At 60.6% G+C, this 26549-nt stretch carries 33 protein-coding genes and 1 tRNA gene; 27 read left to right on the plus strand and 7 right to left on the minus strand.

Translation table 11 applies throughout. The features are described from left to right. Positions 1 to 44: 44 nt before the first annotated feature. From FHS64_RS11355 to FHS64_RS11415, 13 genes are all read left to right on the plus strand, one after another. On the plus strand, positions 45 to 374 hold the full coding sequence (locus tag FHS64_RS11355; RefSeq protein WP_167178369.1) for a YbaB/EbfC family nucleoid-associated protein: 330 nt from the start codon (positions 45 to 47) through the stop codon (positions 372 to 374). Continuing rightward, the gene (gene recR, locus FHS64_RS11360; RefSeq protein WP_167178371.1) at positions 374 to 976 is read left to right on the plus strand and encodes a recombination mediator RecR; all 603 of its coding nucleotides are present in this window, start codon (positions 374 to 376) and stop codon (positions 974 to 976) included. Before FHS64_RS11355 ends, recR begins: the two co-directional genes overlap by 1 nt. A 74-nt stretch (positions 977 to 1050) precedes the next feature. Continuing rightward, entirely contained in the window at positions 1051 to 2463 is a 1413-nt protein-coding gene (locus FHS64_RS11365) for a DNA recombination protein RmuC (protein WP_167178373.1), read from the plus strand. Positions 2464 to 2550: 87 nt separating this feature from the next. Beyond that, a complete protein-coding gene (locus FHS64_RS11370) occupies positions 2551 to 3015 on the plus strand; it encodes a hypothetical protein (protein ID WP_167178375.1) in 465 nt (154 codons plus the stop codon). 12 nt (positions 3016 to 3027) lie between these two features. Further along, the gene (locus FHS64_RS11375; protein WP_167178377.1) at positions 3028 to 3225 is read left to right on the plus strand and encodes a helix-turn-helix transcriptional regulator; all 198 of its coding nucleotides are present in this window, start codon (positions 3028 to 3030) and stop codon (positions 3223 to 3225) included. Positions 3226 to 3256: 31 nt separating this feature from the next. Further along, positions 3257 to 4180 (plus strand): TraB/GumN family protein, encoded by a 924-nt coding sequence (locus FHS64_RS11380; RefSeq protein ID WP_243862950.1) that lies wholly within the window; start codon positions 3257 to 3259, stop codon positions 4178 to 4180. 91 nt (positions 4181 to 4271) lie between these two features. Next, positions 4272 to 4346, plus strand: a tRNA-Gly gene (locus FHS64_RS11385). A 104-nt stretch (positions 4347 to 4450) separates the two neighbouring features. After that, a complete protein-coding gene (locus FHS64_RS11390) occupies positions 4451 to 4951 on the plus strand; it encodes a hypothetical protein (protein WP_167178379.1) in 501 nt (166 codons plus the stop codon). Positions 4952 to 5051: 100 nt separating this feature from the next. Next, on the plus strand, positions 5052 to 6497 hold the full coding sequence (locus FHS64_RS11395; RefSeq protein WP_167178381.1) for an AMP nucleosidase: 1446 nt from the start codon (positions 5052 to 5054) through the stop codon (positions 6495 to 6497). Positions 6498 to 6645: 148 nt separating this feature from the next. Next, on the plus strand, positions 6646 to 7272 hold the full coding sequence (locus tag FHS64_RS11400) for a hypothetical protein (RefSeq protein ID WP_167178383.1): 627 nt from the start codon (positions 6646 to 6648) through the stop codon (positions 7270 to 7272). A 1-nt stretch (position 7273) separates the two neighbouring features. Then, positions 7274 to 7588, plus strand: coding sequence for a winged helix-turn-helix domain-containing protein (locus FHS64_RS11405; protein WP_167178385.1), 315 nt, complete (start codon positions 7274 to 7276; stop codon positions 7586 to 7588). Positions 7589 to 7625: 37 nt separating this feature from the next. Beyond that, complete coding sequence (locus FHS64_RS11410; protein ID WP_167178387.1) at positions 7626 to 8402, plus strand: tyrosine-protein phosphatase; 777 nt, start codon at positions 7626 to 7628, stop codon at positions 8400 to 8402. 2 nt (positions 8403 to 8404) lie between these two features. Then, complete coding sequence (locus tag FHS64_RS11415; RefSeq protein ID WP_167178389.1) at positions 8405 to 9736, plus strand: anthranilate synthase component I family protein; 1332 nt, start codon at positions 8405 to 8407, stop codon at positions 9734 to 9736. Here FHS64_RS11415 and FHS64_RS11420 read toward each other — a convergent pair. Both FHS64_RS11420 and FHS64_RS11425 read right to left on the minus strand, forming a co-directional pair. Continuing rightward, the gene (locus FHS64_RS11420; RefSeq protein WP_167178391.1) at positions 9701 to 10288 is read right to left on the minus strand and encodes a TadE/TadG family type IV pilus assembly protein; all 588 of its coding nucleotides are present in this window, start codon (positions 10286 to 10288) and stop codon (positions 9701 to 9703) included. The genes FHS64_RS11415 and FHS64_RS11420 overlap by 36 nt on opposite strands. Beyond that, positions 10288 to 10818, minus strand: coding sequence for a TadE/TadG family type IV pilus assembly protein (locus FHS64_RS11425; protein ID WP_167178393.1), 531 nt, complete (start codon positions 10816 to 10818; stop codon positions 10288 to 10290). Before FHS64_RS11425 ends, FHS64_RS11420 begins: the two co-directional genes overlap by 1 nt. A 310-nt stretch (positions 10819 to 11128) precedes the next feature. Here FHS64_RS11425 and FHS64_RS11430 point away from each other — a divergent pair, with 310 nt between their 5' ends. The 9 genes from FHS64_RS11430 (at position 11129) to FHS64_RS11470 (ending at position 20445) form a co-directional block, all read left to right on the plus strand. Next, positions 11129 to 11311: a Flp family type IVb pilin gene (locus tag FHS64_RS11430; protein ID WP_167178396.1), complete on the plus strand. Its 183-nt coding sequence runs from the start codon at positions 11129 to 11131 to the stop codon at positions 11309 to 11311. Positions 11312 to 11417: 106 nt separating this feature from the next. Beyond that, complete coding sequence (locus FHS64_RS11435) at positions 11418 to 11924, plus strand: A24 family peptidase (RefSeq protein WP_167178398.1); 507 nt, start codon at positions 11418 to 11420, stop codon at positions 11922 to 11924. Positions 11925 to 12036: 112 nt separating this feature from the next. Continuing rightward, on the plus strand, positions 12037 to 12990 hold the full coding sequence (gene cpaB, locus FHS64_RS11440) for a Flp pilus assembly protein CpaB (protein ID WP_167178400.1): 954 nt from the start codon (positions 12037 to 12039) through the stop codon (positions 12988 to 12990). Between the two features lie 11 nt (positions 12991 to 13001). Next, positions 13002 to 14459 carry a type II and III secretion system protein family protein gene (locus FHS64_RS11445; protein ID WP_243862952.1) on the plus strand — a complete coding sequence of 486 codons (1458 nt, stop codon included), beginning with the start codon at positions 13002 to 13004 and terminating at the stop codon, positions 14457 to 14459. Positions 14460 to 14464: 5 nt separating this feature from the next. Continuing rightward, positions 14465 to 15148, plus strand: coding sequence for a CpaD family pilus assembly protein (locus FHS64_RS11450; protein WP_208380928.1), 684 nt, complete (start codon positions 14465 to 14467; stop codon positions 15146 to 15148). 3 nt (positions 15149 to 15151) lie between these two features. Continuing rightward, entirely contained in the window at positions 15152 to 16888 is a 1737-nt protein-coding gene (locus tag FHS64_RS11455; RefSeq protein ID WP_243862953.1) for a CpaE/TadZ family protein, read from the plus strand. Positions 16889 to 16891: 3 nt separating this feature from the next. Beyond that, positions 16892 to 18475, plus strand: a complete 1584-nt coding sequence (locus FHS64_RS11460; protein ID WP_424945243.1) for a TadA family conjugal transfer-associated ATPase — start codon at positions 16892 to 16894, stop codon at positions 18473 to 18475. 5 nt (positions 18476 to 18480) lie between these two features. Further along, positions 18481 to 19458, plus strand: coding sequence for a type II secretion system F family protein (locus FHS64_RS11465; protein ID WP_167178402.1), 978 nt, complete (start codon positions 18481 to 18483; stop codon positions 19456 to 19458). A gap of 12 nt (positions 19459 to 19470) precedes the next feature. Next, entirely contained in the window at positions 19471 to 20445 is a 975-nt protein-coding gene (locus FHS64_RS11470; RefSeq protein WP_167178404.1) for a type II secretion system F family protein, read from the plus strand. Between the two features lie 8 nt (positions 20446 to 20453). Here FHS64_RS11470 and FHS64_RS11475 read toward each other — a convergent pair whose 3' ends face one another. Beyond that, positions 20454 to 20885, minus strand: a complete 432-nt coding sequence (locus FHS64_RS11475) for an SRPBCC domain-containing protein (RefSeq protein WP_167178406.1) — start codon at positions 20883 to 20885, stop codon at positions 20454 to 20456. A 128-nt stretch (positions 20886 to 21013) separates the two neighbouring features. Here FHS64_RS11475 and FHS64_RS11480 point away from each other — a divergent pair, with 128 nt between their 5' ends. The 3 genes from FHS64_RS11480 to FHS64_RS11490 are packed head-to-tail and all read left to right on the plus strand — an operon-like array spanning position 21014 to position 21767. Next, positions 21014 to 21160 (plus strand): hypothetical protein, encoded by a 147-nt coding sequence (locus FHS64_RS11480; protein WP_167178408.1) that lies wholly within the window; start codon positions 21014 to 21016, stop codon positions 21158 to 21160. 50 nt (positions 21161 to 21210) lie between these two features. Next, on the plus strand, positions 21211 to 21552 hold the full coding sequence (locus FHS64_RS11485; protein ID WP_167178410.1) for a RidA family protein: 342 nt from the start codon (positions 21211 to 21213) through the stop codon (positions 21550 to 21552). Beyond that, positions 21552 to 21767: a hypothetical protein gene (locus FHS64_RS11490; RefSeq protein WP_167178412.1), complete on the plus strand. Its 216-nt coding sequence runs from the start codon at positions 21552 to 21554 to the stop codon at positions 21765 to 21767. Before FHS64_RS11485 ends, FHS64_RS11490 begins: the two co-directional genes overlap by 1 nt. A 27-nt stretch (positions 21768 to 21794) precedes the next feature. Here FHS64_RS11490 and FHS64_RS14195 read toward each other — a convergent pair whose 3' ends face one another. Beyond that, complete coding sequence (locus tag FHS64_RS14195) at positions 21795 to 22106, minus strand: hypothetical protein (protein ID WP_208380930.1); 312 nt, start codon at positions 22104 to 22106, stop codon at positions 21795 to 21797. Between the two features lie 116 nt (positions 22107 to 22222). Then, positions 22223 to 22768 (minus strand): hypothetical protein, encoded by a 546-nt coding sequence (locus tag FHS64_RS11500; RefSeq protein ID WP_243862954.1) that lies wholly within the window; start codon positions 22766 to 22768, stop codon positions 22223 to 22225. 170 nt (positions 22769 to 22938) lie between these two features. Here FHS64_RS11500 and FHS64_RS11505 point away from each other — a divergent pair, with 170 nt between their 5' ends. Both FHS64_RS11505 and bamJ read left to right on the plus strand, forming a co-directional pair. Continuing rightward, on the plus strand, positions 22939 to 24141 hold the full coding sequence (locus tag FHS64_RS11505; protein WP_167178414.1) for a threonine ammonia-lyase: 1203 nt from the start codon (positions 22939 to 22941) through the stop codon (positions 24139 to 24141). Beyond that, entirely contained in the window at positions 24122 to 24655 is a 534-nt protein-coding gene (bamJ, locus tag FHS64_RS11510; protein WP_167178416.1) for a BamJ family beta-barrel-assembly machinery protein, read from the plus strand. Before FHS64_RS11505 ends, bamJ begins: the two co-directional genes overlap by 20 nt. A 7-nt stretch (positions 24656 to 24662) precedes the next feature. Here the strand turns inward: bamJ and queG are convergent, their stop codons facing one another. Further along, positions 24663 to 25772, minus strand: coding sequence for a tRNA epoxyqueuosine(34) reductase QueG (gene queG, locus FHS64_RS11515; protein WP_167178418.1), 1110 nt, complete (start codon positions 25770 to 25772; stop codon positions 24663 to 24665). A 25-nt stretch (positions 25773 to 25797) separates the two neighbouring features. Further along, entirely contained in the window at positions 25798 to 26484 is a 687-nt protein-coding gene (fzlA, locus tag FHS64_RS11520; RefSeq protein ID WP_167178420.1) for an FtsZ-binding protein FzlA, read from the minus strand. Positions 26485 to 26549: the final 65 nt, after the last annotated feature.

Below are 26549 nucleotides of genomic sequence, written 5' to 3' on the forward strand. Positions count from 1 at the left end.
GCAGGGACTGGAGCCTTGAGGCGGAACACCCTATCTAGAGGGGTATGAAAGACCTTAATGCACTGATGCAACAGGCACAGGCCATGCAGCAAAAGCTGCAAGAGGCCCAAGCCAAGATGGCCGATTCCACAGCCGAAGGCACTTCGGGTGGCGGTCTGGTGACGGTATCCCTCAAGGGAGCGGGCGAGATCACAGGCGTCAAAATCGACGACAGCCTGATGGCACCGGGCGAGGGTGAAATCCTGTCCGACCTGATCGTGGCCGCCCATGCCGATGCCAAGCGCAAGCTGGACGACATCAACAACGCCCTGATGCGCGACGCCGCAGGCCCGATGGCCGGAATGAATATTCCGGGCATGCCGAAGCTGTTTTAATGGCGGCGTCTGCCGGACCGGAAATCGAACGCCTCATCTCCCTGCTGGCCAAGCTGCCGGGGATGGGGCCGCGTTCGGCACGGCGTGCGGCGCTGGCGCTGTTGAAACGGCGCGATCAATTGCTGGTGCCGCTGGCGGCCTCGCTGGCGGAAACGGCTGAAAAAGTTTCCAACTGCTCGGTCTGTGCCGCGCCCGATACGCGCAACCCCTGCGCCATCTGCGCGGATACCAGTCGTGACAACGCCCTGATCTGCGTGGTCGAGGAGGCCGGTGCCCTGTGGGCGATGGAACGCTCGGGCGCGTTTCGTGGCAAATACCATGTGCTGGGCGGTCTGCTCTCGGCACTGGATGGCGTTGGGCCGGAACAGATTCGCGTCGGCGAACTGATCGGCCGCGCCAAGGCGGGCGAAGCCAAAGAGGTCGTGCTGGCCCTGCCTGCCACGGTCGATGGTCAGACAACCGCCCATTATCTGGCCGAGAAACTGGCCGGTGCCGGTGTCGAGGTGACGTCTCTGGCGCGCGGCGTCCCTGTAGGCGGGGAACTGGACTGGCTGGATGACGGCACCATTATTCAGGCGCTACGGGCACGCCGCCCGGCCTGACGATAAAACAAAAGCGTCCGCTTCTGACGTAGGGGCAGGCCATATGGCCGAACGGGATATGAGGTCGGTCTGATATGGTTGAAATTCTTCTGTTTGTAGCGGTGGCTCTGGGCGCAGTTTCGGCTGTGCTGGGTTTCCTCGCCTTTAGCGCGGCCAAGCGGGCCGAGAGCGCCGCCGGATCGGATGATCTGGGCGATCTGGTCGAGGCCGCCATCCGTCGCGAAATCGCCCTGATGCGTCAGGAAGCCGACGCCAAGGCCTCGACCCAGCGTCAGGAACTGAACCAGAGCCTGTCGGCCAATGCGGGCGCGGTGAATCTGCAATTGTCGTCCCTGACCACCAGTCTGGATACCCGCCTGACCGGCTTTGCCGAGTTGCAGCAAAAGATCGGCACCGATCTGACCGATGGTCAGCACAAGCGCCTGACCGAAACCAATCAGGGCCTCGCCAAGCTGATCGAGACCCTTCAGCTCCAGCAAAAAGAAGGCCGCGAGGCCATGGCGACGGAGCTGGAAAAAGTTCGCGCCACGGTGGGGGAAAACCTCGAGACCCTGCGCAAGCACAACGAGGAAAAGCTCGAACAGATGCGCGCGACCGTGGACGAGAAGCTGCAATCCACGCTGAACGAGCGCCTCGGCGAAAGCTTCAAACAGGTTTCGGATCGTCTGGAGGCCGTGCACAAGGGTTTGGGCGAAATGCAGACCCTGGCGTCCGGCGTTGGCGATCTGAAACGCGTGCTGACCAATGTGAAAACGCGCGGCGGCTGGGGCGAGATGCAACTTGGCGCGATCCTCGAAGATATTCTGGCCCCCGAGCAATATGCCGAGAACGTCCAGATCGATCCGACTTCCAGCCAGCGCGTGGAGTTTGCACTCATCATGCCGGGCAAGGGCGAGGGCGATCAGGTGCTGCTGCCGATCGACGCCAAATTCCCGCACGAGGACTATGACCGTCTGCTAACCGCACAAGAAGCCGGTGATGTGACCCTGATGGAACAGGCGGGCAAACAGTTGGAGCGCGCCGTCCGCGCACAGGCCAAGATCATTTCCGACAGCTATATCCGCGCGCCCTATTCGACCGAGGTGGCGATCATGTATCTGCCGACCGAGGGGCTTTATGCCGAGGTCGCCCGCCGTCCGGGCCTGATCCGCGACATCCAGAACAAACACCGCGTCATGGTGGCGGGGCCGTCCAACCTTGCCGCCTTCCTCAACAGCTTCCAGATGGGCTTCCGCGCACTGGCGATCCAGAAACACTCCGGCGAGGTCTGGAAGGTTCTGGCCGCGGCCAAGCAGGAATTCGGCAAATATGCCGGCCATTGGGAAAAGCTGGGCGAGCAGTTGGATCGCGCACGCAATACGGTCACACAGGCCGGAACCCGCACCCGCCAACTGGAGCGCAGCCTCAGCAAGGTGGGCACCCTTGAGGGGCATATCGAGGCCCCCGTCATGGAAGTGCCGACGCTTCCCTACGCCGCCGAAGACTAATCCGGACGGCTCCCGATTTTCGACAAGCGTGCTTGACACTGCTCTGAGCGGTTTGTAAAGTCTGCTTGTCTAATTTTGGAGCGCCCTATGTCGGCAAGCAAAACTACCAAGCCGATCAAACCGGCAGGCTATCTTATCGCCCTCTTTATCGTCGGCATGTTGTGCGGCGCCGGCGTTGCCATGCTGGAAGCCGTGACAGGTACAGGATGGTTATCGTCCCGAACGGGTCTGATCGCCATTTTTGTTGTGGCGGCTATTCTCGTGGTTTCCGCATTCTGGCTGGGTGCGCGCTGGATGAAGAGCATCGACGAGGCCGCACAGGAAGCCCACAAATGGTCGTGGTACTGGGGCGGTTCTGTCGGTTTGGCGGCCGGTATGGTGCTGATCTTTGTCGGCAGCTTGCCGATGGGAGCCAGCCTTCAGGTTGCCAGCTGGTTTGACGGTCGCACCGATCCGGCGGCCTATATGGCCACGGGCGCGGTTGGCATCGTGGGGCTGATGATGATCGGCTACTTGCTGGCATGGGCCCTGTGGTGGTTCCAGCGTCGATGATCGGAGCAAGCCATGAATAACCGTCTCAAGGTTTTGCGCGCCGAGCGCGACTGGTCCCAAGCCCATCTGGCGCAGGAACTCAGCGTTTCGCGCCAGACTGTGAATGCGCTGGAAACGGGCAAATATGATCCGTCCCTGCCGCTCGCCTTTAAAATCGCCCGTCTGTTCGATCTGCGTATCGAAGAGATTTTTATCGACGATACGGTCTGACCGTTTGACCCTCTCACGACTGGAAGTTCCGATGATGAAAACCCTGCGCCATGTGATGGCTTCGGCTGCGCTCGTATCGACCCTGTTTGTGGCCCCGCTGGCGGTTGCCCAAACCGCAGCCCCCGCAGCCATTCCTCAGGCCGAGGGACAAGGTCCGGCCATGTGGGTCATCCGCGATGCGGACAGCACCCTTTACCTGTTCGGCAGCTTCCACTTCCTGCGTCCGGACACCAAATGGGGTCAATCCCATGTGGACGCCGCCTTTGCCTCTGCCGACGAAGTCTGGTTCGAAGCGACCGACATCGATGATGCAGCACAGGGCATGCAGTTGATGCAGACCTATGGCCTGTCGCCGGATCGCCCGCTGACCAGCCTGCTGACGCCTGAGGATATTGCGGCGCTGGACGCGGCGCTTGCACCTATGGGGGCCACCGCAGCAGCCTTTGATCCGATGCGCCCGTGGCTGGTCAGTCTGCAACTGGCCATCGTGCAGCTAACGGCGGCTGGTTTTGATCCGAATTCGGGCGTGGACAAGGTCATGCTGGCCCGTGCCGCATCGCTGGGCAAACCGGCCAAGGGTCTGGAAAGCATGGCCGAACAGATCCGCATCTTCTCGGGTATGTCCGAGCAAGGTCAGGTCGAGATGCTGCGCGGTACCCTGAAAGATCTCGACAAGGGGCCAGCCCAGGTCGAGGCCCTGCTGGCCGCATGGTCCACGGGTAATACCGATGTCATGGGCCATGAAATGATCGACGAGATGAAGGCCGAGCAGCCCGAAGCCTATGAAGCGCTGTTCACACGTCGCAACGCCAACTGGACCCGTCAGATCAAAACCATCCTCGACGGTTCGGGCACCACATTTATCGTCGTCGGTGCGGGACACCTTGTCGGTCAAGACAGCGTCCAGTCCATGCTGGCCGTCGAAGGCATCACCGCCGAGCGCGTGACGCAATAAACACCGGATAAATCCAAAAAATCCAAGGCCCGACCCCGCGTCGGGCCTTTTCTTTGACCGAACCACTGCTATGTTCGCCCCCATACCAAGGGCGGGTATAGTTCAGAGGTAGAACGTCAGCTTCCCAAGCTGAATGTCGCGAGTTCGATTCTCGCTACCCGCTCCAGTTTCCTTCATAATCTGCGACGATGTGGCGTGCATATTTTTGCGCATTTGCGCGTTGTGTAGGCACGACGGTTCGATGTGGCTGACTACAAGAGGAATGTCCGGATGAAAAAATCGGTTTATATGCTGGCGTCGGTGGCCTTGTTGGGGCTGGGCGCGTGCGGTCAGGAAGCGGCCAAACCGGTCGAACAGCCGAGCGCGCCAGTCCAAGCGGCACCCGAAGTATTGCCCGCGCTAGAGACGGCAAATGCACAGCAGTTCGTGCCCGAGGGTGGCTCGCTGGTGCCGCTGGAACTCGGTTCTGAAGGAACTGTCAACGTAACAGGCACCGTGACCGGCTATGCCGCGCCCGTATATGCGGTGGCTGTGGCGCAGGGCCAGACCCTGACGGTGGATTTCAAAACCGACAGCACAAATCTTTATATGAACATTAGCGACGCCGCCGATCACAGCGGCGCGGCCCTGCATCGCGGGGAAGTAGAAGGTGCCAAGGCTACGCTGGTGGCCCCGCGCAACATGACTTTCGTTATCGTCCCTTACCAGCCGAGAGCCACGGCCCGCCGCAACGAGAGCGGTGATTTCAGCCTGTCGGTGACGCGCCACTAAGACCGCTTTTGGCGAGGCGTTACAGGATTTGAAACCGTTGGTTGCGGTTGTTGAGCCGGGGGTGTCTCGCCTTTGTCATTGTTTTCCGCTAGAGGAGGCCATGACAGATAAGATGACCCCCCAGGCGGTAATCGACCGCCTCGAAACCCTCTACAATCAATCCGTGGCCAACCTTCGCGATGCGGTGAAGGTGTTTTTGGAAACCGGCGAACGCGCCGATGCCGAAGCCCGCGCCAACGGCCTCTTCTCCTATCCCAAACTGACGATCAGCTGGTTCGGCGACAAGCCGCAGAACCTCGAGACACGCGCCTTTGGCCGCCTGTCGCGTCCGGGTATCTATACCACCACGATCACGCGTCCCGACCTGTTCAGCAACTATCTGCTGGAACAGCTGACCCTGCTGGCCGACGAATATGACGCCACCTTCGTGGTCGGCCCGTCGGATCAGGAAATCCCGTTCCCCTATGTGCTGGACGGTTCGGGCGTGGTGCTGGATAGCACCATGACGGCCTCGATTGCCCGCTGGTTCCCGACCACGGATCTGGCCCATATCGGCGATGAAATCTCGGACGGCCTGTTCGATCCGGACAAGGATTTCCCGCTGTCGCAGTTCGATGGCCTGCGTACCGACTTCTCGCTGGCCCGTCTTCGTCACTATACCGGCACGCCGGTCGAGGCGGTGCAGAGCTATATCCTGTTCACCAACTATAACCGCTATGTCGACGAGTTCGTGCGCTGGGCGGCCGCCGAGCTGAAAAAGCCCGACAGCCCCTATGACAGCCTGACCTGCGCCGGTGGTGTGGTGGTGACCAAGGATACGGTCGACGCCGAAATGACGGTGATGGACTCGGCCTGGCGCAAGCACCAGATGCCGGCCTATCACCTGACCCGTCCGAACGGTCAGGGCATCACGCTGGTCAATATCGGTGTCGGTCCGTCCAACGCCAAGACCATCTGTGACCACCTTGCGGTCATGCGTCCGCATGTGTGGATGATGATCGGTCACTGTGGCGGTCTGCGCGGTAGCCAGACCATTGGTGACTATGTGCTGGCCCACGCCTACCTGCGTGACGATCACGTTCTGGATGCCGTGCTTCCGGCCGACATTCCGGTGCCGTCGATCGCCGAGGTGCAACGCGCCCTTTATGACGCCACCAAGCAGGTGTCGGGTGCCACCGGTGAAGAAGTGAAGAAGCGCCTGCGTACCGGCACGGTTGTGACGACCGACGACCGCAACTGGGAACTTCGCTATTCCAAGTCGGCCCTGCGCTTCAACCAGAGCCGCGCGGTCGCCATCGATATGGAAAGCGCCACCATCGCCGCCCAGGGCTATCGCTTCCGCGTGCCCTACGGCACCTTGCTCTGTGTGTCGGACAAGCCGCTGCACGGCGAGATCAAGCTGCCGGGTCAGGCCAACCGTTTCTATGAGGGTTCGATTTCCGAACACCTTCAGATCGGTATTCAGGCCGTGGAACTGCTGCGTGGCGAGGGCGCTGCCCTGCACTCGCGCAAACTGCGCGCCTTTGACGAGCCGCCTTTCCGTTAAGCTGGAAGCGCCCGTCGCGAAAACCTTTAAGGCCGCCCTTCATGGGCGGCCTTTTTCGTGCCTCGAAGGCTCGCATAACGGCGATTGAAAAAGTACTTTACAAAATAAAGTAAGTGGGAGATAAAAGTACCAACAGGAGGAAACACCCATGTCCCAACACCCTCAAGCCGATGTCCATGGCGACATCGCCTATTTGAAATCTCTGGCCGAGGAGGGGCGCCATGCCCCCGTCTTGGTCGGCCCCATCCTTGTGGCCGCAGCTATATGGTTTGGCGCAGCCACGGCAGTACAGTGGCTGATTGCTCTGGGGCGTGTGCCCTTGTCGGGCTGGGGGGTTATGTGGATGTGGGTTGGGGCCGGTGTCGGATTTGCCGCTCTGCTCTATGTTCTGATCCGCAAGGTTGATGCTCGCTCGGGCAGCCAGACCAAGGACAATGTGGCCATTGGTGCGGCATGGTCGGCCTGTGGCTACAGCATTTTCGGACTGTGGCTGGTGCTGATGGCATTCGGTCTCAGCACGGGGAACTGGGCGACGATGTCGCTGATGCCCGCGGTGGTGATGATCGCCTATGGTGCGGCATGGATGATTACCGGTCAGGTCGTGCGTCAGGGCTGGATGATGCTGACGGGCGCGGTCTGTTTTGCGGGGGCGGCGGCCTTGGGCTGGTTTGCCTTTACCCATTGGACCTATGTCATCTATCTGGTGCTCTTGATCTGCGTGGCCTTGCTGCCGGGTCTCCATTTGATGAAACTGGCCGCCAGAGCGCGAGGCTGAGATGACGGCGCAAGCTTCGGATGACTTCGACATCAATCGCATCGACGAGGTCATCCATGGCCGTATCCGGCTCGGTATCATGGCCTATCTGTCCAGCGCCGATGTGGCCGAGTTCAGTGAGCTGAAAGCCCGATTGCAGACCACGGACGGCAATCTTTCAGTTCACCTGCGAAAACTGGAAGAAGCGGGTTTTGTGATCGTCGAAAAGAGCTTTCAGGGACGAAAACCCCTGACGCGGGCGCGTCTCAGCGATAGGGGCCGCGAAGCCTTTATCGCCTATCTGGACCAGATTTCGGCTCTGGTAGCACAACGCTAGATGGCGAAACCGGGCAATCAGTTTAAGGAAGGCGGTCATGAGCGACCGCCTTCTTTCTTTTGAAGCCATCGAGAATTTCCGTGACTTTGGCGGCTATGCCGGTGCCGAAGGGCCGGTGGCGCGTGGACGCCTGTTCCGCTCGGGCCAGTTATCGCGCACGACCGAGGCCGACCTTCAGCAGTTACGGGCGCTGGATATCCGCTATGTGGTGGACCTGCGTCGCTCCAGTGAACGCATCAAACAGCCCGACCGCATGCCTGAAGACTGGCAGGGCCAGACCCTGTCCAGCGATCTGGGCGGCGAGGGACTGGCCCCGCATATCCAGTTTCTCAAAAGCGGAAAACTGACCGGGGATTCGGGCCGCGATTATATGGCGGGCACCTATGGCCGCATGCCTTATGAGCCATCGCATGTGGAACTGTTCAAAGCCTATTTTGCCGCGCTGATACGCGATGATGGCGCATCGCTGATCCATTGTGCGGCGGGCAAGGATCGTACAGGGTTGCTGGCCTCTCTGGTCCATCGGGCGCTGGGCGTACACGAGGATGACGTGATGGCCGACTATCTGGCCACCAATGCCGCCGTAAATCTCGAAGCCCGCGCCGAGGAAATGGGCCAGTGGCTGGGCAAGATGACCGGCCATCCGGTGTCGCGCGATGCGGTGGTGGCGTTCCTCGGGGTGGATGCCGATTTCCTGCATCACGCCTATCGCACCATCGAGGTCCGAAGCGGTTCGGTGGATACCTATATGGAGCAGGTTCTGGAACTGGATGGCGCGGCCCTCGGCAAGCTGCGTCAGGTCTTGAGCATCTGAATATGTTTGAAGTCCGAAAACCCCTTTTGTGGTGTGATCCTGTTGCCGTGGCGGCGGGTCTGGCAAAAGAGACGTGGCCGCTGGCTATGGTCGCAGGGGCGGGAGCGCCGCAAAAACATGGTGGTCGCTGGTCGTTCGTGGCCTGTGCTCCGGACAAACAGGCGGTGATCCCGCTGAGTGACGAGGCATTCACTGCGCTTGACCATACCGACTGGTGCGACGGACCGGTGGTCGGTCTGGTGTCCTATGATGCAGGGGCGCGGCAGGCGACAGGAATGCGAGAGCCTGTCTGGCCCGATCTGATCCTGGCCCGATATCCGGCATGGCTGGCCTTTGATCATTTGGAACAACAGGTCTGGGCCTGTGGCTGGGCGCACAGCCATGCCTTGGCGCAGGACCACGCTGGCATGGCCGAAGGATGGATGGCCAAGGCGTTACGGCCGGATCTACCCGCGCCGCCCTCAATGGATTTTGTGACGGAAGCTGAACCGCAAGCCTATTGCGATGCCGTCGCCGAAGTGGTGCGCCGCATAGGCGAGGGCGAGCTGTTTCAGGCCAATATCGCCCGCGCTTGGCACGGACAGCTTTGGCCACAGGCGGACCCTTTCGATGTTTTCCTGCGCCTGTCCGAACAACGCGGCGCAGCCTATGGCGCGTGGTGGGGGGCTGGTGATTATGCGCTGGTGTCCAACTCGCCCGAACTGTTCCTGTCTTGCGATCTAAAGACACGACGGATCGAGACGCGCCCGATCAAGGGCACCTCGGCCCGCTATGAGGATCCGGTACAAGACGCGACCTCTGCCAAGGCCCTGACCGACAGTCTCAAGGACAGGGCCGAGAACCTGATGATTGTGGATCTGATGCGTAACGATCTGGGCCGTGTGGCCGAGGTGGGCAGCGTTACGGTCGAACGCTTGTTCGAGCTGGAAAGCCATCCGACCGTGCATCACCTGACCTCGGTGGTCAGTGCGAGCCTGAAGCAGGGTTTTGGCTGGGGCGATATCGTGCGGGCCACCTTCCCGCCGGGCTCGATAACCGGTGCTCCAAAGCATCAGGCCATGAAGGTGATTGCCGAACTGGAGCCGTCACGCGGCGCATGGTGCGGCACCCTGTTCGTGCACGGCATGGCGCATCGGGATCATGTGTCTGCGTCGGTCCTGATCCGCAGCGCCAGTTTCGAACGCCGGGTCGGCCACTGGCACTGGCGCGCACAGGCAGGGGCGGGCATTACTGCCGACAGCAACCCGCAAGCCGAACTGGCCGAAACCGACGCCAAGATCAGTGCGCTGTATGAAGCCCTATTTGGGGCGCGGGCAACTGGTGCAACTGACTGAAGCCACTTCACGCGGGCGCAGATAGAACTGGCGTTTGAAGGTGGTAATATCCGACAGGAAATCACCAAACCCCGGCACTGAAATGTCGAACGGGGAGTTATACTTATAGACCGTCTCGGCCAGAATGACGCTGTCGCCTTCTTTTTCGAGAATACCCGCAGGGACAGGCACAACCGTATTGTATTTTAACGGCGTGGCCTTGCTGCCATAACTCCAGTCGACGCGGGCCTCACCCTTGTCATTGAGGATGAGGCTGGTGACTGTCCCCTCCAGCGGCTCGGAGGAATAGGGCACCATTATCAGGCCACCGACCGCGAAAAAGTCTGACAGTTGGGTGGGGGTCACGGTTCCGGCCTGCGCCACAATATCGGCCATCATCGAGGCCGAGTGGCTGGCGCGGCGCTGGACCATAAAGGCCTGTGTGAACTCGATCACACCGATATAGAGCACCAGAAACAAGGGCAGCAGCAGTGCAAACTCGACGGCGGCAACGCCATCCTGATTGCGACGGAACCGGTTGCCGAAATGGCGGAGGCTGAAGAGCATCTGCATCAGAACGGCTCGTTTCTAAAGGCCGTGGCCGCGTGAAGAATGGTGTCACCATTACCCAGCCGGATCATGGCGTGGCCAAGGAAGGGGCTGACGATGGGTTGTTTGTACCAGACCCGCATCAGCATGAAGCTGCGCGCTGTGCCGATATTGAATTTGAGGTTTTCGGGCTTGAACTCGCCATCCACCACAGGATCGGAAATGCCGGGATTGGTAAAGGATGCCACCGGCTGGACGTCGATCTCGATGCGGCTCAGGCAGGCAGATTCAAAAAAGGCCATACGGCCGCAGATTTCTTTTTTAAAGTCTGCGGCTGTGGCGTCTTGGGGTAACTGGCCTGTGCGGATCAGGCGACCACTGTTCAGCACAGCGGTTTCCAGAAGTGCACTGACGCTCAGGATGATCGCGACTTCGAGAATGGCCAGTAACAGCCCGAAAAAGGGAATGGCAACCAGCGCGAATTCCACGGCTGTTGCGCCCTCGCGGGACGTCATGCGTGCTGTACGGGCGTCGCGTGTGCGGAACACCTTCATGGCCTGACCCTCTGAACTGAGTGCGGCGGGCAATGGAACCGCACTACATTTATACGGTCCTATCGCCCTGCATGGGGTTTTCCTAAGACAAATTTGTAAAGCAAATACCTAAGCCAAACGGTGTTTGGTTACTTCTGGTCAAATGGTAACGACTTGGTAACTACGATTCCGCCTTGCGGGGTGACAGAACTTTACTTGCGTTTAAGGTATAATCTGCAAAGTCGCATGGCATTTGGGCGCAAGGAACACTGCGCGGCCCATCGCGGGGGAGCGCTGCTGTTTCCTCCCGCTCAACGAGAGAGGACTACACATGCGTAATCTGCTGAACCGTTTCGCCAAGGATGAATCCGGCGCGACCGCAATCGAATACGGCCTGATCGCTGCCCTGATCGCGGTTGTCATCATTGGCGCTCTGCTTGCCATCGGTCCGAAACTGGAACAAAAATTCCGTGACGTTGAAAATGGCCTGGATGGTACTGCACCGGGCGCATAAGCGACCCAGTCGGTAAGTTAATGGAAAGGCCGGAGCGATCGCTCCGGCCTTTTTTCATGCTTAATGGCGCAACTATGGCTTAACCAAATTGTGTCACCGTCCGAGCATGTATTATGTCGCGAGCGCACTTCTGTTTGTATTCCCCGCCCTGGTGATCTTGGGTGGTGTCTATGATGTGACCACCATGACAATCCCGAATTGGATATCGGTCGTGCTGGTTGGTGCCTTTATTCCGGTGGCCCTGATGCTGGGTCTGTCATGGCAGGATATGGCCGTGGCGCTGGTTTTGGGCTTTGCGGCTCTGGTTATCGGTATTGCCCTGTTTGCCTTCAAGGTGCTGGGCGGTGGTGATGCCAAACTTATGGCGGCTTCTGTGATCTGGCTGGGGGTTTCGGGGGTCTTGCCTTTTCTAGCCATTACGGCCCTTGCGGGTGGAGCCTTGGCGTTACTTCTGCTCAGCGCGCGGAAATGGGGGGCTGTCCTGCCTGTTGTGTTTCCCGAGTGGATGAAGTGGTTGCTGCAACCGAAAGGTGACATCCCATACGGCGTCGCCATTGCCGTGGGCGCGGTGTTTGCATTTCCGTATTCGCAAATGTTGTTGAAGTTGTCGTAACCACATTTATTAGCAACATCCTTCGGATGTTCTGGTTGTGTGGCTTCAGAATAATAGCTTTTGGCGGCTTGGGCGCAGACTTCTGTAGCCCGACAACCGCCGGAGAACATCGATGAAACCTGCAAAGATTGCTGTAATCTGTGTCGCTGCACTGGCGGCTGTGGGCCTCGCGCTTGTTGTGCGATCCATGGGGGCATCTGACGACAAGAAGGCCGCAACCGAAGTGTCTGCGCCGGCTGCGGCAACCGCAAAGGTTCTGGTCGCGGCGGTGGACCTGAATCCGGGCCGTGTTTTGACTGCTGAGGACATGGCCTGGAAGGACTGGCCCGTGGCCGATCTGCATCCGGCTTTTGTGACGGATGGCTCTGTGCCGCTGCCCTCCGCTGGAACCGAGGCACCGGCCGCCGAACCGAAAAAAGAAGACGGTGCCGTTACCAAGGTTGTCGATGCTGTCACCTCGCTGAACACGCCGACCGCCCGCGACCATCTGGCCGGATCGGTCGTGCGTGAAAGCATTCTGGCGGGCGAACCCATCCAGACGCGCAAACTGGTCCGCGCGGGCGAGAGTGGTTATCTGGCCGCCTTCCTCGATCCGGGCATGCGCGCCATGAGTATTCCGGTGTCTGCCGATACGGCGGCGGGCGGTTTCATCCTTCCGGGCGACCGCGTGGATGTGCTTTTGACCCGCGAGGTCGATGTGCCGTCCGGCGACGATACGGTGAAGCGCACCGTGACCGCCACAGTGCTGCAAAACCTCAAGGTTCTGGCGGTCGATCAGGCCACCCAGGCACCGACCGAAGAAAAAGCTGTCGTCGGGGCCACCGCCACTCTGGAGGTCAACACCCGTGATGCCGAGACGCTGGCACTGGCGCGCGCACAGGGTGATCTGACGATTGTACTGCGTTCCTATGCCGATGCCGGCGGTCCGCGCGGCTTGATCCCCGGGGCTGTGCGTCGCGGCGAGGGTGGTGTCCGCCCTGCTGTTCCTGCGAGTGCCGGTGGCGATGCCCGTTCCGTGCGTATCTTCCGCGGTGATGCCACCCCCGAAGTGGTGGTGCTGCAATGAGAGATCTCGACATGACATCGACCCAAGGCCGCATGGGCAATCCGGTGGTGGTGCTCGCAGCGATGGCGCTTATGGCCGGTCTGACGGCGGTGACGCCTTCCGTACAGGCCCAAACCCAGTCTGTTGCGGCCAGCCATACGGCCACCGTGACTTCCGGCTCGGCCCCGCGCCGCATCAACCTGCCCAAGGGTTCGTCCTTTGCGGTCGATCTGCCCGCCGATGTGCGCGACATTGTGGTGACCAATCCCGAAGTTGCCAATGCCATGCTGCACACACATCGCCGGATCACCATTGTCGGCCTGACGCCGGGTGAAACTGATGCGGTGTTTGTTGGTGCCAATGGACGTGTGATCCTGACACTGAAAGTGCGTGTGGATGCCGGTGTATCCGCCCTGCAGGACTCGCTGACACGAACCTTCCCCGGTTCCAATCTGCGTGTCGAGGCGGTCAACGACAACATTGTCCTTAGCGGTACGGCCGCCAATATGGGCGATGCCGAGCGCGCGGCCCAACTGGCCCGCGCCCATGCCTCCGGCCCCGACAAGGTCGTCAACATGATCTCGATCAGCGGATCGGATCAGGTGACCCTGCGCGTACGTGTGGTTGAGGTGCAGCGCAATGTCATCAAGCAACTGGGTTTTGATACCCAGGCCTTGATCAACGGCAATGGCCGTCACCCGTTTAATATCTCGACGGGTATGAGTTTCTCGATCAATTCGGGCATTCAGGGCGGCATCAGTGCCGACTGGAACCGTCTGCCCGATCCGGGCAGCGACCTGACCTCGGGACGTCTGGGCTTGGCGGCATTCGAGCGTGTGGGTCTGGCCCGTACTTTGGCCGAGCCGAACCTGACCTCTGTAAATGGCGAGGCAGCCAGCTTCCTTGCCGGTGGTGAGTTCCCGGTCCCTGCCAGTCGCGACAGCGAAGGTCAGATAACGGTCGAGTATAAACCCTATGGTGTGGGTTTGGCCTTCCGCCCAGTCGTCTTGTCCGAAGGGCGTATCAATCTTCAGGTTAAGGTCGAGGTCTCTGAGCTAAACCCGACATCGGGCCTGACGATCGGTGCAGGTACGCCATCATCGATTACCTTGCCAGGTTTGACGGTCCGCCGCAGCGACACAACCGTGGAAATTCCGTCGGGTGGGGCAATGATGATTGCAGGCCTGTTACAGGAAACCTCGCGTCAGGCTGTCGACTCGCTGCCGGGTATGACGAATCTACCCGTGCTAGGTACACTATTTCGCTCGCGGGACTACTTGATGGGCGAGACCGAACTGGTGGTGATTGTCGAGCCCTATATCGTCAATCCGACTTCTCCGGCTCGGATGCAGACACCGGCAGATGGCTTGCGTATCGCGACCGATGCCCAGTCTATTTTCTTTGGCCAGCTGAACCAGGTCTATGGCGCACCGGCCCCGAATGTTTCGGGTGCAGGATGGCAAGGCCCGGTCGGCTATGTGATCGAGTGACCCCGATGATGAACCGATCCTTCTATACCTGCCTGATGATGGGCGCGGCCCTGGCTCTGGGCGCCTGTGTCGGACCGGATGCCAATCTGGACATAACCACGGCCAGTCGCACGCCGCTGTCGCGTTACATGCTTCAGGTCGAACCCGATCAGGACCGTATCGCGCTGGCGGTCCGCACCGATGCCCTGTCTGCCAACCAGCAATCGGCTGTGGCGGCTCTGGCCGGTCGTTACCGCGCCAGCGGTGCCGACAGGCTGCTGATCGAGGTGGTGGACCAGTCCGACAGCGCCAATGCGCGCATGGTCGGCCATGTGATCCGGACGCTGGAAACCTATGGCGTGGCGCGTCACCAGATTAGTGTGGCCAACTATGAGGCCCCTGCGGCCAATGCGCCTCTGGTGGCTGGTTTCGCAACCGTTCGCGCACAGGTGCCGCAATGCGGCAGCCAGTGGGGCAATCTCAGCCGCACGGGCAATAATAACGGCGCATCCAATTTCGGCTGTGCGGTAAACGCCAATCTTGCGGCGCAGATCGCCGATCCGAGGGATATTGTCGCCCCGCGCGCCATGACCTCGCCCAGTGCCCAGCGTCGCACGGTTGTGTTCGACGCCTATCGTCAGGGCCAGACCACTTCTGCCCAGCGCGAACAGCTACTGTCTGCTGCGCGTGTTTCCGACGTTGTTGAGTAAGTTATGACCAAGTCCCCCCCCGCAATCGATCCTCTGGATGGCTTCGAGATCGATGACGATTTTTTGGAAACGATCTCCAACCTGATTGCGGAAGAGGGTGCGGGCGACGTCACGGTCGGCAAGGGGGCAACTGCACCGCAGCCCCCCAATTTTCTTGAGAGTGCGCTTAGTCGGGTCGAGGAATCTTTTTCGGTATCGACGGAGAACTCCGAGCCACTGGCCCGGGCCTCTGCCGAACCCCTTGAGGCATCTGATATGTCTGCATTGAAGTACGCTGCCAATACGTCGGCCTATGACGAACCGGTCACGACGTTCGAACTGGAAGACATCGAGGTTGTCGAGGTTTCGCCTCGCGCATCAGCGACGCCGTCCGGCGCGTCTGTGGTGGATATGCCGGTGGCAAATGCCGTGAACGAGGACGCTCTACAGTCGCGGACACCGATCCAGATGGAAACGGCCCCTGTGTCGGCACCCTCGACCATGCCGGTTCTGGCCGGCGGCGGACTGGATTTTGATGCACAGGCCGTGGACGTGTCCATTCCGCGCATTGCGGTTCACATCTTTGCCGAGCGCCAGGATACCCTGGCCGCCGCCGAACGCGCCGCGCAGGACCGTCGAATGTCCCGCGCCACCACGCAGGTTCGCGTGGGCGGTATCGCAGCGGCCATCGAGACCTACCAGCACGAACCGACGCCGCCGCTGATCCTGGTCGAGTGCATGAAGGATGCGCGCAGCCTGCTCGCCGAGATCGACCAACTGGCCGAGGTTTGCGATGCGGGCACCAAGGTGGTCGTCGTCGGTGCCACCAATGACATCCTGCTCTATCGCGAACTGATGCGTCGCGGCGTCAGTGAGTATCTGGTGGCTCCGATCCAGCCGCTGCAACTGATTGCGGCCATTGGCGGCCTGTTCAACGATCCGGACCAGCCCTTTGTCGGGCGTACCGTGGCCTTTGTCGGCGCGCGCGGCGGCTCGGGTTCGTCCTCGGTGGCACACAATACCGCGTTTGCCATGTCCGAGCGCATCGGCGTGAACACGGTCATCGTAGATTATGATCTGCCGTTCGGTACGTCGGGCTTGAACTTCAACCAAGACCCGCTGGGTGGCGTCGCCGATGCCCTCAGCCAGCCACAGCGTCTGGATGCGACCCTGTTGGATCGCATGATGGTGCGCTGCTCGGATCGTCTCAGCCTGTTTGCGGCCCCCGCCACCATCGATAATGATTGGGATATCGACGCCGACGCTTTTGACGAGGTGACGAACCGTATCCGCAGCACGGCCCCGTTTGTGGTGCTGGACCTACCGCACATGTGGTCGGGCTGGATGCGCCAGCAACTGATGTCGGCGGACGAAGTGGTTCTGGTGGCAACGCCCGATCTGGCCTCGCTGCGCAATGCCAAAAACCTGATCGACCTGATCCGTCAGGCGCGTCCCAATGATACGCCGCCGCGTGTGGTGCTCAATCAGGTGGGCATACCGGGGCGTCCTGAAATTCCGGCCAAGGAGTTCGGTCAGGCCCTGGGCATCCATCCGTCACTCAGCATCCCGTTCGACGCCAAGGTGTTCGGCACTGCGGCCAATAACGGCCAGATGATTCTGGACAGCGCCGCCAAGACCAAGGCCGCCGAGGCGTTCGAGACGCTGGCCCAGATCGTATCCCAACGCCAGATACCGGCCACCTCGGCCACCAAGGCGCGTAAAACATCTGCGGGCCTGTCTGGCCTCTTCAAAAGGCGCTGATAGATGTTCGGCAAGCGGCAAACGGCAGTTAATCCTCAATCCGGCGTCATGGCACCGGAGGAGCCGGTTGCTGCGCGCGTAGAGCCTACTTCGCCGCAGCCCTTTGATGCCGGTCAGCCGGAACCGGCTCCGGCTCCATCCCAACAGGCTCGCCCGAAGAAACCTGCCGCGTCTGCGCTCGACGGGTTCGGCCTCGAGGAGCTGGAAGGCCAGATGGCCGCCCCCGCGCCCGAGAAAAAGGCGGGGAGCCGCAAGTCTGCCGGTCTGGAGCAGATCAGGAAGGCGCAGGCCGTCACCGAGATCGTGCGAGAGCAGAGCGACTATTATCACGCCACGAAGACCACCATCTTCAATGCGCTGATGAACACGATCGACCTGTCGCAACTGGCCCAGCTGGACCAGAAGGCCGCACAGGAAGAAATCCGCGACATTGTTGCCGAACTGGTGGCGATCAAGAACGTCTCCATGTCCGTGGCCGAGCAGGAGCATCTGGTTCAGGACATCGTCAACGACGTTCTGGGCTATGGGCCGCTGGAGCCTCTGCTGGCGCGTGACGATATCGCCGACATCATGGTCAATGGTGCCAACCGCGTCTTCATCGAAGTGGGCGGCAAGGTGCAGCTGACCAATGTCCGCTTCCGCGACAACACGCAGCTGATGAATATCTGCCAGCGCATCGTGTCGCAGGTCGGCCGTCGCGTGGACGAAAGCTCGCCCATCTGCGACGCGCGTCTTCCGGATGGTTCGCGTGTGAACGTGATCGCTCCGCCACTGGCGATTGATGGTCCGACCCTGACCATTCGTAAGTTCAAAAAAGACAAGCTGACTATGCGTGATCTCGTCGAGTTTGGCTCGATGAGTCCCGATGGTGCGCGCGTCCTTGGTGTGATTGGCGCGGCGCGGTGTAACGTGCTGATCTCGGGCGGTACGGGTTCGGGCAAGACCACCTTGCTCAACACCATGACCGCCTTCATCGATCCGACCGAGCGCGTCATCACCTGTGAAGACGCTGCCGAGTTGCAACTTCAGCAACCACACGTCGTGCGTCTGGAAACCCGCCCGCCGAACCTCGAAGGGCAGGGCCAGATTACCATGCGCGATCTGGTCAAGAACTGTCTGCGTATGCGCCCCGAACGCATCATCGTCGGCGAAGTGCGTGGCCCCGAAGCCTTCGATCTGCTTCAGGCCATGAACACCGGCCACGATGGCTCCATGGGCACGCTGCACGCCAACTCCCCGCGTGAAGCCATCAGCCGTATGGAATCCATGATCACCATGGGCGGCTATGGCCTGCCTTCCAAGACGATCCGCGAAATGATTGTCGGCTCGATCGACATCATCATTCAGGCCGCCCGTCTGCGCGATGGTTCGCGCCGCATCACCCACGTCACCGAGGTCGTCGGCCTCGAAGGCGATGTGATCGTAACGCAAGACCTGTTCGTTTATGACATCACCGGCGAAGATGCAGCCGGTCGTGTGGCGGGGCGACACCGCTCCACCGGTATTGCCCGTCCGCGCTTCTGGGATCGCGCCCGCTATTACGGGCTGGAACGCGAACTGGCGGACGCCCTGGACGCCTCGGAGTAACGGCTATGATGATGGTCTTGGCGGCTGTTCTGGCCTTTGTCACGATCGGCGGGATCGGTTGGGTTCTGGTCGGCGGAGACGACAGCGCCAGCGATGGTGTCAAACGCGCCAAGGCGCTGACGGCTGCCCGTCCGGCGACGGTACAGGGTAAGCGCACCAATGCGCCGGTCACGGCGGAGGTCCGTCGCAAGCAGATCCTCACCCAGCTTCAGGAAGTTGACCGCCGCGAACGCAAGGCCCGCGTTAGCCTGACCTCGCGTATCCGTCAGGCAGGACTGACCCTGTCGGTGCGGACCTTTATCATTTTCAGCGTGCTGGCGGGCCTGATCGGCTTTGCCCTGCCGTTTATCATGGGAATGAACATCTTCCTGTGTCTGGGGGTGATGGTCATTCTGGGTGTCGGCCTGCCGCGCTGGGTACTGGGCTTTCTGGCCAAGGGCCGGATCAAGAAATTTTCGGCCTCGTTTGCCGATGCCGTTGATGTGCTTGTGCGCGGTATCAAGACCGGTCTTCCAGTCAATGACTGTTTCAAGATCATCGCCCGTGAAAGCCCCGAGCCTCTGGGGGGCGAGTTCCAGCGCCTGCTCGAAGGTCTCGGCGTCGGCATGTCATTGGCCGAGGGACTGGAGCGCATGTACGAGCGCATGCCGACGCCGGAACTGAAGTTTTTCAGCATCGTCATTGCTATCCAGCAAAAGACAGGCGGTAACCTTGCCGAAGCCCTGACCAATCTGACCACAGTGCTACGTTCGCGCCGTCTGATGCGGGAAAAAATCAAGGCGATGTCGTCCGAAGCCGTGGCCTCGGCCCTGATTATTGGCTCGCTGCCGCCCTTGGTCATGACCATCGTGATGGTGTTCAGTCCTAGCTATATGATCACGATGTTCATCGATGTGCGTGGCCAGTTCTTGCTGTTGGGAGCCGCTTGCTGGATGGGCATGGGTGTCATGGTCATGAAGCAAATGATCAATTTCAAGATCTGACGGGGACACGATATGGAAGATTTCATCCGTTTCATGACCACGCCGCAGAACCTGCTGTCGATCGGTGTGGGCGTCGCGGTCTTTGCCTCGCTCTTTACCCTGCTGAGTGGTATGGGCGGTGGTCAGAGTTTCGAGAAGCGCATCAAGCATGTGGCGGATCGTCGTGCCGATCTGCGCCGTCGCTCGCGAGCCTCTATGCAGGGCAGCAATACCCCTTCACTGCGTCAAACTGACGAAGGCTTTAAAAAGCGAGTCGTTGACCGCCTGAACATCTCGACGCTGCTCGAAGATCCCAAGATCACCGAACAAATTATGCAGGCGGGATTCCGTGGGCAAAGACCTGTCACGACCTTCTATTTCTTTCGTGTCTTCACCCCGCTTATATTGGCGGCCGTGGTGGCTTTCTACCTGTTTGTAGTGACCGATTTTAATGCCCCGCTGATGACCAAGATTGCGGGCGTGGCGGTGGCGATTGCCATCGGTTTCTATGGTCCGAATATCTATCTGTCGAACCACATTCAAAAGCGCCGCCAAAAGATCGTCGAGGCCTTCCCCGACGCGCTCGACCTTCTGCTGATCTGCGTGGAATCGGGCATGTCCATCGAGGCGGCCATCCAGAAGGTCAGTCAGGAAATCGGCAGCCAGTCGCTGGAGCTGGCCGAAGAGCTCAGCTTGATGTCGGCGGAACTGTCCTATCTGCCGGATCGCCGCATGGCCTACGATAATCTGGCCAAGCGGACCAACCATCCGGGTATCAAGTCCGTGGCTACGGCCATGACACAGGCCGAAACCTACGGCACACCGCTCAGCACCGCCTTGCGGACCATGGCCAAGGAAAACCGCGAACTGCGTCTGGCGACGGCCGAGAAGAAGGCTGCCGCTCTTCCGGCCCAGCTAACTGTGCCGATGATTATCTTCTTCCTGCCGGTATTGTTCGTGGTCATCATGGGACCGGCGGTCATCAGCATCATTGATATGATGGGCTGATAAGGTCCTTAACCTTCCAGCAGGGCTTTCAGTCTCTCGTTCATGTCCGTGAATGCCGGACGGATACGCGCGCGGTGCTTGTCATGGAACAACTCGCCGCGCAGGCCCGAAAAGGTGATGCCGTTGGTGACGATGGTGGCACCCTTTTCCACTTCGTCCAGCAGGATGAACCGCGTCGAAGCCGACAGGAAACCGCGCTTCTCGCTCCAGATCAGCTTGCCCGCCGGAATCCATTCCGAGACGCTGGCCTGTACATGGCGCTCGCGCAGGTCGGGAAAGACTTCGCGGAAACGCAGCGGCGTCGAAAACCCGAACGAGCCTTCGATATCGCGCTCATACGGGTTCCATCTTTGCCAGCCGGTCAGGTCTTCGATCACTTCCCAGATCTGCTCTGCCGAAGCGCGAATGCCGATACGGTTATCGATACGGGTGCTTTCCATGACCTGCCTGTGACACGACCTGACGGAGGATGAAAGTGGCTATGCGGGCCACGCGCTTAAAAAACCAGCGGGATCATATCGACGCAATCGGCGTTTGAGTGGCGTAACGATGATGTTCGAGGCCCCGAATGAGCAAGATACCCGTAGACCTGCCACCGGATCTGTATCCGCAACCCGTGGCCCGGCGCAAACAGGGCAGCAGCAATGTCCTTTTGTTTGCACTGTCCTTTGTCGCCACCTTTGCTCTGGTTTGGTTGTTACTGGAAATCTTCTAGGCCCGCGCGCAAGAGGCGGTTATGGCAGGGCAAACGAAAGGTCTTTAGCCATGATCAAACGCATCCAGCCTGACGCCCGCATGAGTCAGGCCGTTGTCCATAATGGCGTTGTCTATCTGGCCGGTCAGGTCGGCGAACCGCACGAGGATGTCGCGGACCAGACGCGCACGGCGCTTGCCGAAATCGAGGCCCTGCTGGCCGAGGCCGGTAGCGACAAGTCGAAAATCCTGATGGCGACCATCTGGATGGCCGATATGGCCGACTTTGAAACCATGAATACGGTCTGGGATGCGTGGGTCGATACGGCCAACCCTCCGGCCCGTGCCACGGGCGAGGCCAGGCTGGCCACGCCGGACTATCTTGTAGAAATCATTGTGACGGCGGCTGTGTGATGAACGACCAATCCGAACTGGAACGCTTCCGCGCGGCGCGTGTCACGGCGCTTTATCGCCTCGACCTGATCGAGAAGGGCGCACAACTGCATTACGAGGACGGTTCGCCGGTCGATATGCAGTCCGAGGCCCAGCGCCTGAAAGATCAGGTTGCGGACATGGACCGTCGCATCCGCAATCTGGAAGACAAGCTCAAGCGTCATGCCCTAAACTAGAGCCTGAACGAGAGCCCGGAAGCGGCCTTAAGGGGCGGTGGTGCCAGCAGGCTCTGCCGCCGCCGCGCCGCGCTCGACTGGCTGAAGGCGCATAGACGACTGGTCGTCCGCAGCAGCCTCGCTTGCGGGCATTTCACGGGCGCTGGCCGGATCCATCAGCAGCGGGGCCAGTGCGAATACCGCCACCAGCGCGCCCAGCAACAGTGCCAGAATCGCAACGCCCAACATCACCATGCCCGTGCGACGACGGCGGCGACCAATGCCCGTACGGACATTGCGGACGATGATGTACCGCGTGCCGCTAAAGGCCTCGGAACCGATGATATTGTGTTGGGACATAACAGGCACGCTCCCGATCTACTGAGTGCTTCTGACTCTGCGGATCGGTGCGGCCAAACAATGTCCGTGAAATGATCGTCATGTGTTCGCCGACACACAAGTGCGGCATCGGGGTTTTACAACGACAGGTTGATCGTGCGGCCGTTGCGGATATGCACCTGTTGCATCAGCACCGTGACCGGTCCCTGACCTGCCCGCACCGGTGCAATCACATACCAGCGCCCGTCCGGCAGGTTGGCAAAGTCAAAGCGGTTATTCTCGCAAGCGGTCGAACGCAGGAAGTCGCTATAGTCGGCGCTGGGGTCCGGCACAGTGCGGGCGCGTACCACTTCAGCGGGAAGCTGGGCGCGGGAATTGGAACCGTACAGGGTCTGGAAACGGGCATCCGTATAGGGGGTGGCGGGCGTCAAACCGACCGAACCGATGCAGGAAAAGGCTGTGCCGTCCTGTGTCGAGGTCACCTGTCCCTGAATGCCGCCACGGCCCTGTGCGCTGGACCAGACAAAATCGGCACGGTCAAAAGCCCCCGAGGCCACGGGCGCAGGTCCGCTGCCCACGGGTACGGTCGAACAGGCCGCCAGAGCCATGGTCCCCAGCAGGGCTGTAACCGTCAGGGACTGGCCAGCGGCTTGGCGGGCGGCTTGGAAGGCTTTGCGCGACATGGGAACCTCGTTCGCAGGGGGGTGATCCAAGGATTATTCCTATTCGATGACCTGTATGATGACGCAGTGTCAAGCTTGTCCGCAGCCTTGGGCTGGTTCACAACAGCGCAAAGCGTCGTCGGCAATTACGGTGCCTGCACGACAAGATAAGAGGAAGCCCCCGTTCAACCATGACAGTCCGTTTTGAAGATATCCGCGAGGCACAGAAGCGTATCGCCGGACAGGTCGATCGCACGCCGGTCCGCTATTCGCGCCGCCTGTCGCAACTGACCGGCGTCGATATCTGGATCAAGTTCGACAACCTGCATTTTACCGGCTCGTTCAAGGAGCGCGGTGCCCTGAACCGCCTGCTGCAACTGACGCCGGAAGAGAAAAAGCGCGGCGTTGTCGCTGCTTCGGCAGGAAACCATGCTCAGGCCCTGGCCTATCACGGCGGTCGCCTCGGCGTGCCCGTCACCATCGTCATGCCCGAGGGCACGCCCTTCGTGAAGGTGGACGGCACCCGCGCCCACGGGGCCGATGTGGTCATCCACGGCCTCGACTTTTCGGCCTCGACAGAGGAAGCCCACCGCCTGCGCGATGAAAAGGGTTTCATCTTCGTCTCGGCCTTTGACGATGAAGGCATTGTCGCGGGCCAAGGTGTCTGCGGTCTGGAATTCGTCGAGGATGTGCCGGAGCTGGACGCCCTGATTATCCCGATCGGCGGCGGCGGTCTGATCGCCGGTAGCGCCATCGCGGCCAAGGGGCTGAAACCCGACATCAAGATTTTCGGTGTCGAGGCTGCCCGCTATCCGTCCTTTACCGCGCGCCGTGCGGGCAAGCCGCCGGTTTGCACCGGCCAGACCATTGCCGAGGGCATTGCCATCAAGGCCGTGGGCGATATTCCGTTTGCTCTGGCCGACGCCCTGATCGACGAGGTGTTTGTCTGCGAGGAAGCCGATTTTGAAAAAGGCGTGGCGCTGTTGGCGACGCTGGAAAAGACGGTCGCAGAGGGGGCGGGGGCCGGTGGCCTTGCCGCTATTCTGGCCTATCCCGAACGCTTCAAGGGTATGAAGATCGGTATCGAGCTGACCGGCGGCAATATTGATGCGCGTATGCTTGCCGTGGTTCTGAACCGCGAAATGGTGCGCGAGAAACGCCTGATCGTTTACCGCATTCTGGGCGATGACCGCCCCGGCATGTTGTCGGCAATGGCGGCGGTGATCGGTGGCCTTGGCGGCAATATTATTGATGTGGTCCACAACCGTCTTGCGCTAGACGTTCCGGCCAAGGGGGCCGAGTTCGACATCATGGTTGAAACCCGCGACGCCCGTCACGCCGAAGAGATCGGCCAAGCCTTGAAGGACAAGGGTTATGAACTTCGCATGGGCTAAGCCCGCAGGTGTCGCCGTGATCGCGGCACTGGCTCTGGCGGCCTGTGGCCGTTCGGATAATGGTTCCAGCGCTGATGCCGAGGCCGCCAAAAAGGCCGCGCAGGAATTCCTGATCGAGAACAGTAAGGCCGAGGGCGTTACATCCCTGCCGTCGGGCCTGCAGTACAAGATCGTCACCTCGGGACCGGCGGACGGCAAGTCGCCGGACAGCAATGATCTGGTCAGCGTCCATTATGAAGGCACGCTGACGGACGGCACAGTGTTCGATTCCTCGTTCGGACGAGGCTCGCCCGCCGTCTTTGCCCCCGATCAGGTGGTGAAGGGCTGGACCGAGGCCCTGCAGCTGATGCGCAAGGGTGACGAGTGGTACCTCTATGTACCGCCGGAACTGGGCTATGGTGAAAATCAGGCCGGACCGATTCCGGCCAATTCGGTGCTGGTGTTCCGCCTTCAGGTGCTGGACGTCGCCGATGTACCGGGTGGCCATAAGGGCGGTACAGCCGCCAACGGCTAAACGACTTTTACGCCTGCCATTCGCTCCTGACCGCAGCCTCCGGCTCGGTCGGGAGCTTTTCTTTTTTGAGCGCCGCAAAACGGGCGGGGGCCAATGCCTTTAGCGCCCAGATGGCGGTGCCGCGCACCACCACATCCTCGTCATCGACCAGTTGCTCGACCAGAGGCACCAGAGCGTCATCGCCGGAATTGCCCGCCGCATGCAGGACATTGCGGATAAAGCGATTGCGCCCGATCCGCTTGACCGGACTCTTGGTGAACAGGGCACGGAACGCCGCATCATCCAGCGCCAATAGATCGGCCAGCTTGGGCGTGATGAAATGCTCGCGCGCTTGTAGGCGTGTCTCGGATGCGGCCTGTGCGAACTTGTTCCACGGACAGGCGGCCAGACAGTCATCACAGCCATAGATGCGGTTGCCGGTCGCCGTGCGGAATTCTTGCGGCCACAGGCCCCCATATTCGATGGTCAGATAGGACAGGCAGCGCCTTGCATCGATCTGGAACGGGGCCGGAAAGGCTTTGGTCGGGCAGGCGTCCAGACAGCTACGGCACGAGCCACAGCTTTCCTTGCCTTGCACATCCGGTTTCAGTTCGGCGGTGGTCAGGATGGTGCCGATAAAGAACCAACTGCCCAGATCGCGACTGACCAGATTGGTGTGCTTGCCCTGCCATCCCATACCGGCCCGCTCGGCCAGCGGTTTTTCCATCAGGGGCGCGGTATCGACAAACACCTTCACATCCTGACCGAGGCGCGCGGCGATCTGTCCGGCCAGTATTTTCAGGCGACCCTTGATGATCTCGTGATAATCGTCGCCGCGCGCATAGACGGAAATATAGCCGTCCGAAGCCTGTTCCAGTTCGGGGCGAGGATCATGGTCGGGCCCATAGTTCATGCCCAGAACTATGGCGCTGACGGCCTCGTCCCACATGCCATTGGGGTGGCGGCGGCGCTCTAGAGTCGTCTGCATCCACTCCATGTCGCCATGGCGCTGGGCCGCGACAAACTGTTCCAGCCGCTCGCTAGCGGGCCATGCCTCTCGGACATCGGCAAAGCGGCACACGCCGAACCCCAGTTCAGCGGCGCGTTTGCGGATAAAGTCTCTAGGATCGGCGGCCATACCCGCCCTTTAGCCCTGACAGGCGTTAGAAATCCAGATCGGTATACCAACTGGCAGGGGACACCCCCGGCAGACGGTCCGACAAAAGCGCACGGAAACAGGGCCGCGACTTGATCTTGGAATACCACAGCTTGAGCGAGGGAATGACGCCCCACGGCATTTCGCCAAAATAGTCCAGAGCCGAGATATGGCCCGCAGCGACCAGATCGGCCTGACTGAGGCGACGCCCCGCCAGCCATTCGCGTGTCGATGCAAGGTCTTCCAGCATGGCCAGATGTTGCTTCAAGGCCTCGCGGCCTTCGCGCAACTGGCGGGCATCGGGCGGACCAAGACGCAGGAGCGGCTTTTCCACCCGTTCATGCAGCAGGATGGAATCGACATCGTCCGAAAACCGGCGCGTGAACCATGTGGTCAGGCGACGGGCCTCGGCGCGTTCGAATACATCGGACGGCAATAGAACATCGCCTTTGGTGCGATCCTCGATCCAGCCCAGAATGGCGTCCAGCTCGCACAGGTTCAGCGGCTTGCCGCGTTCCGTCACCGCCAGAACCGGCGGCATGCCCGACGCATTCAGATCGAACAGCGGACAGTTTTCATCCCACGGACGCACGGGCTCTTCGGCCCATTCAACCTTGGCTTCGCCCAGCGCCAAACGCGCCGCACGCGAGGCGGGGTGGAAGGCGAAATGATACAGGATGGCGGGTGTGGACATTTGCCCCACTCAATGCATAAGGCGCGTTAAGAGTGCGTTTACTGAAAGCGGCGCCGCACAAAGAT

The sequence above is a fragment of the Brevundimonas terrae genome (assembly GCF_011761985.1).
In the GTDB taxonomy this organism is placed as follows: Bacteria; Pseudomonadota; Alphaproteobacteria; order Caulobacterales; family Caulobacteraceae; genus Brevundimonas; species Brevundimonas terrae.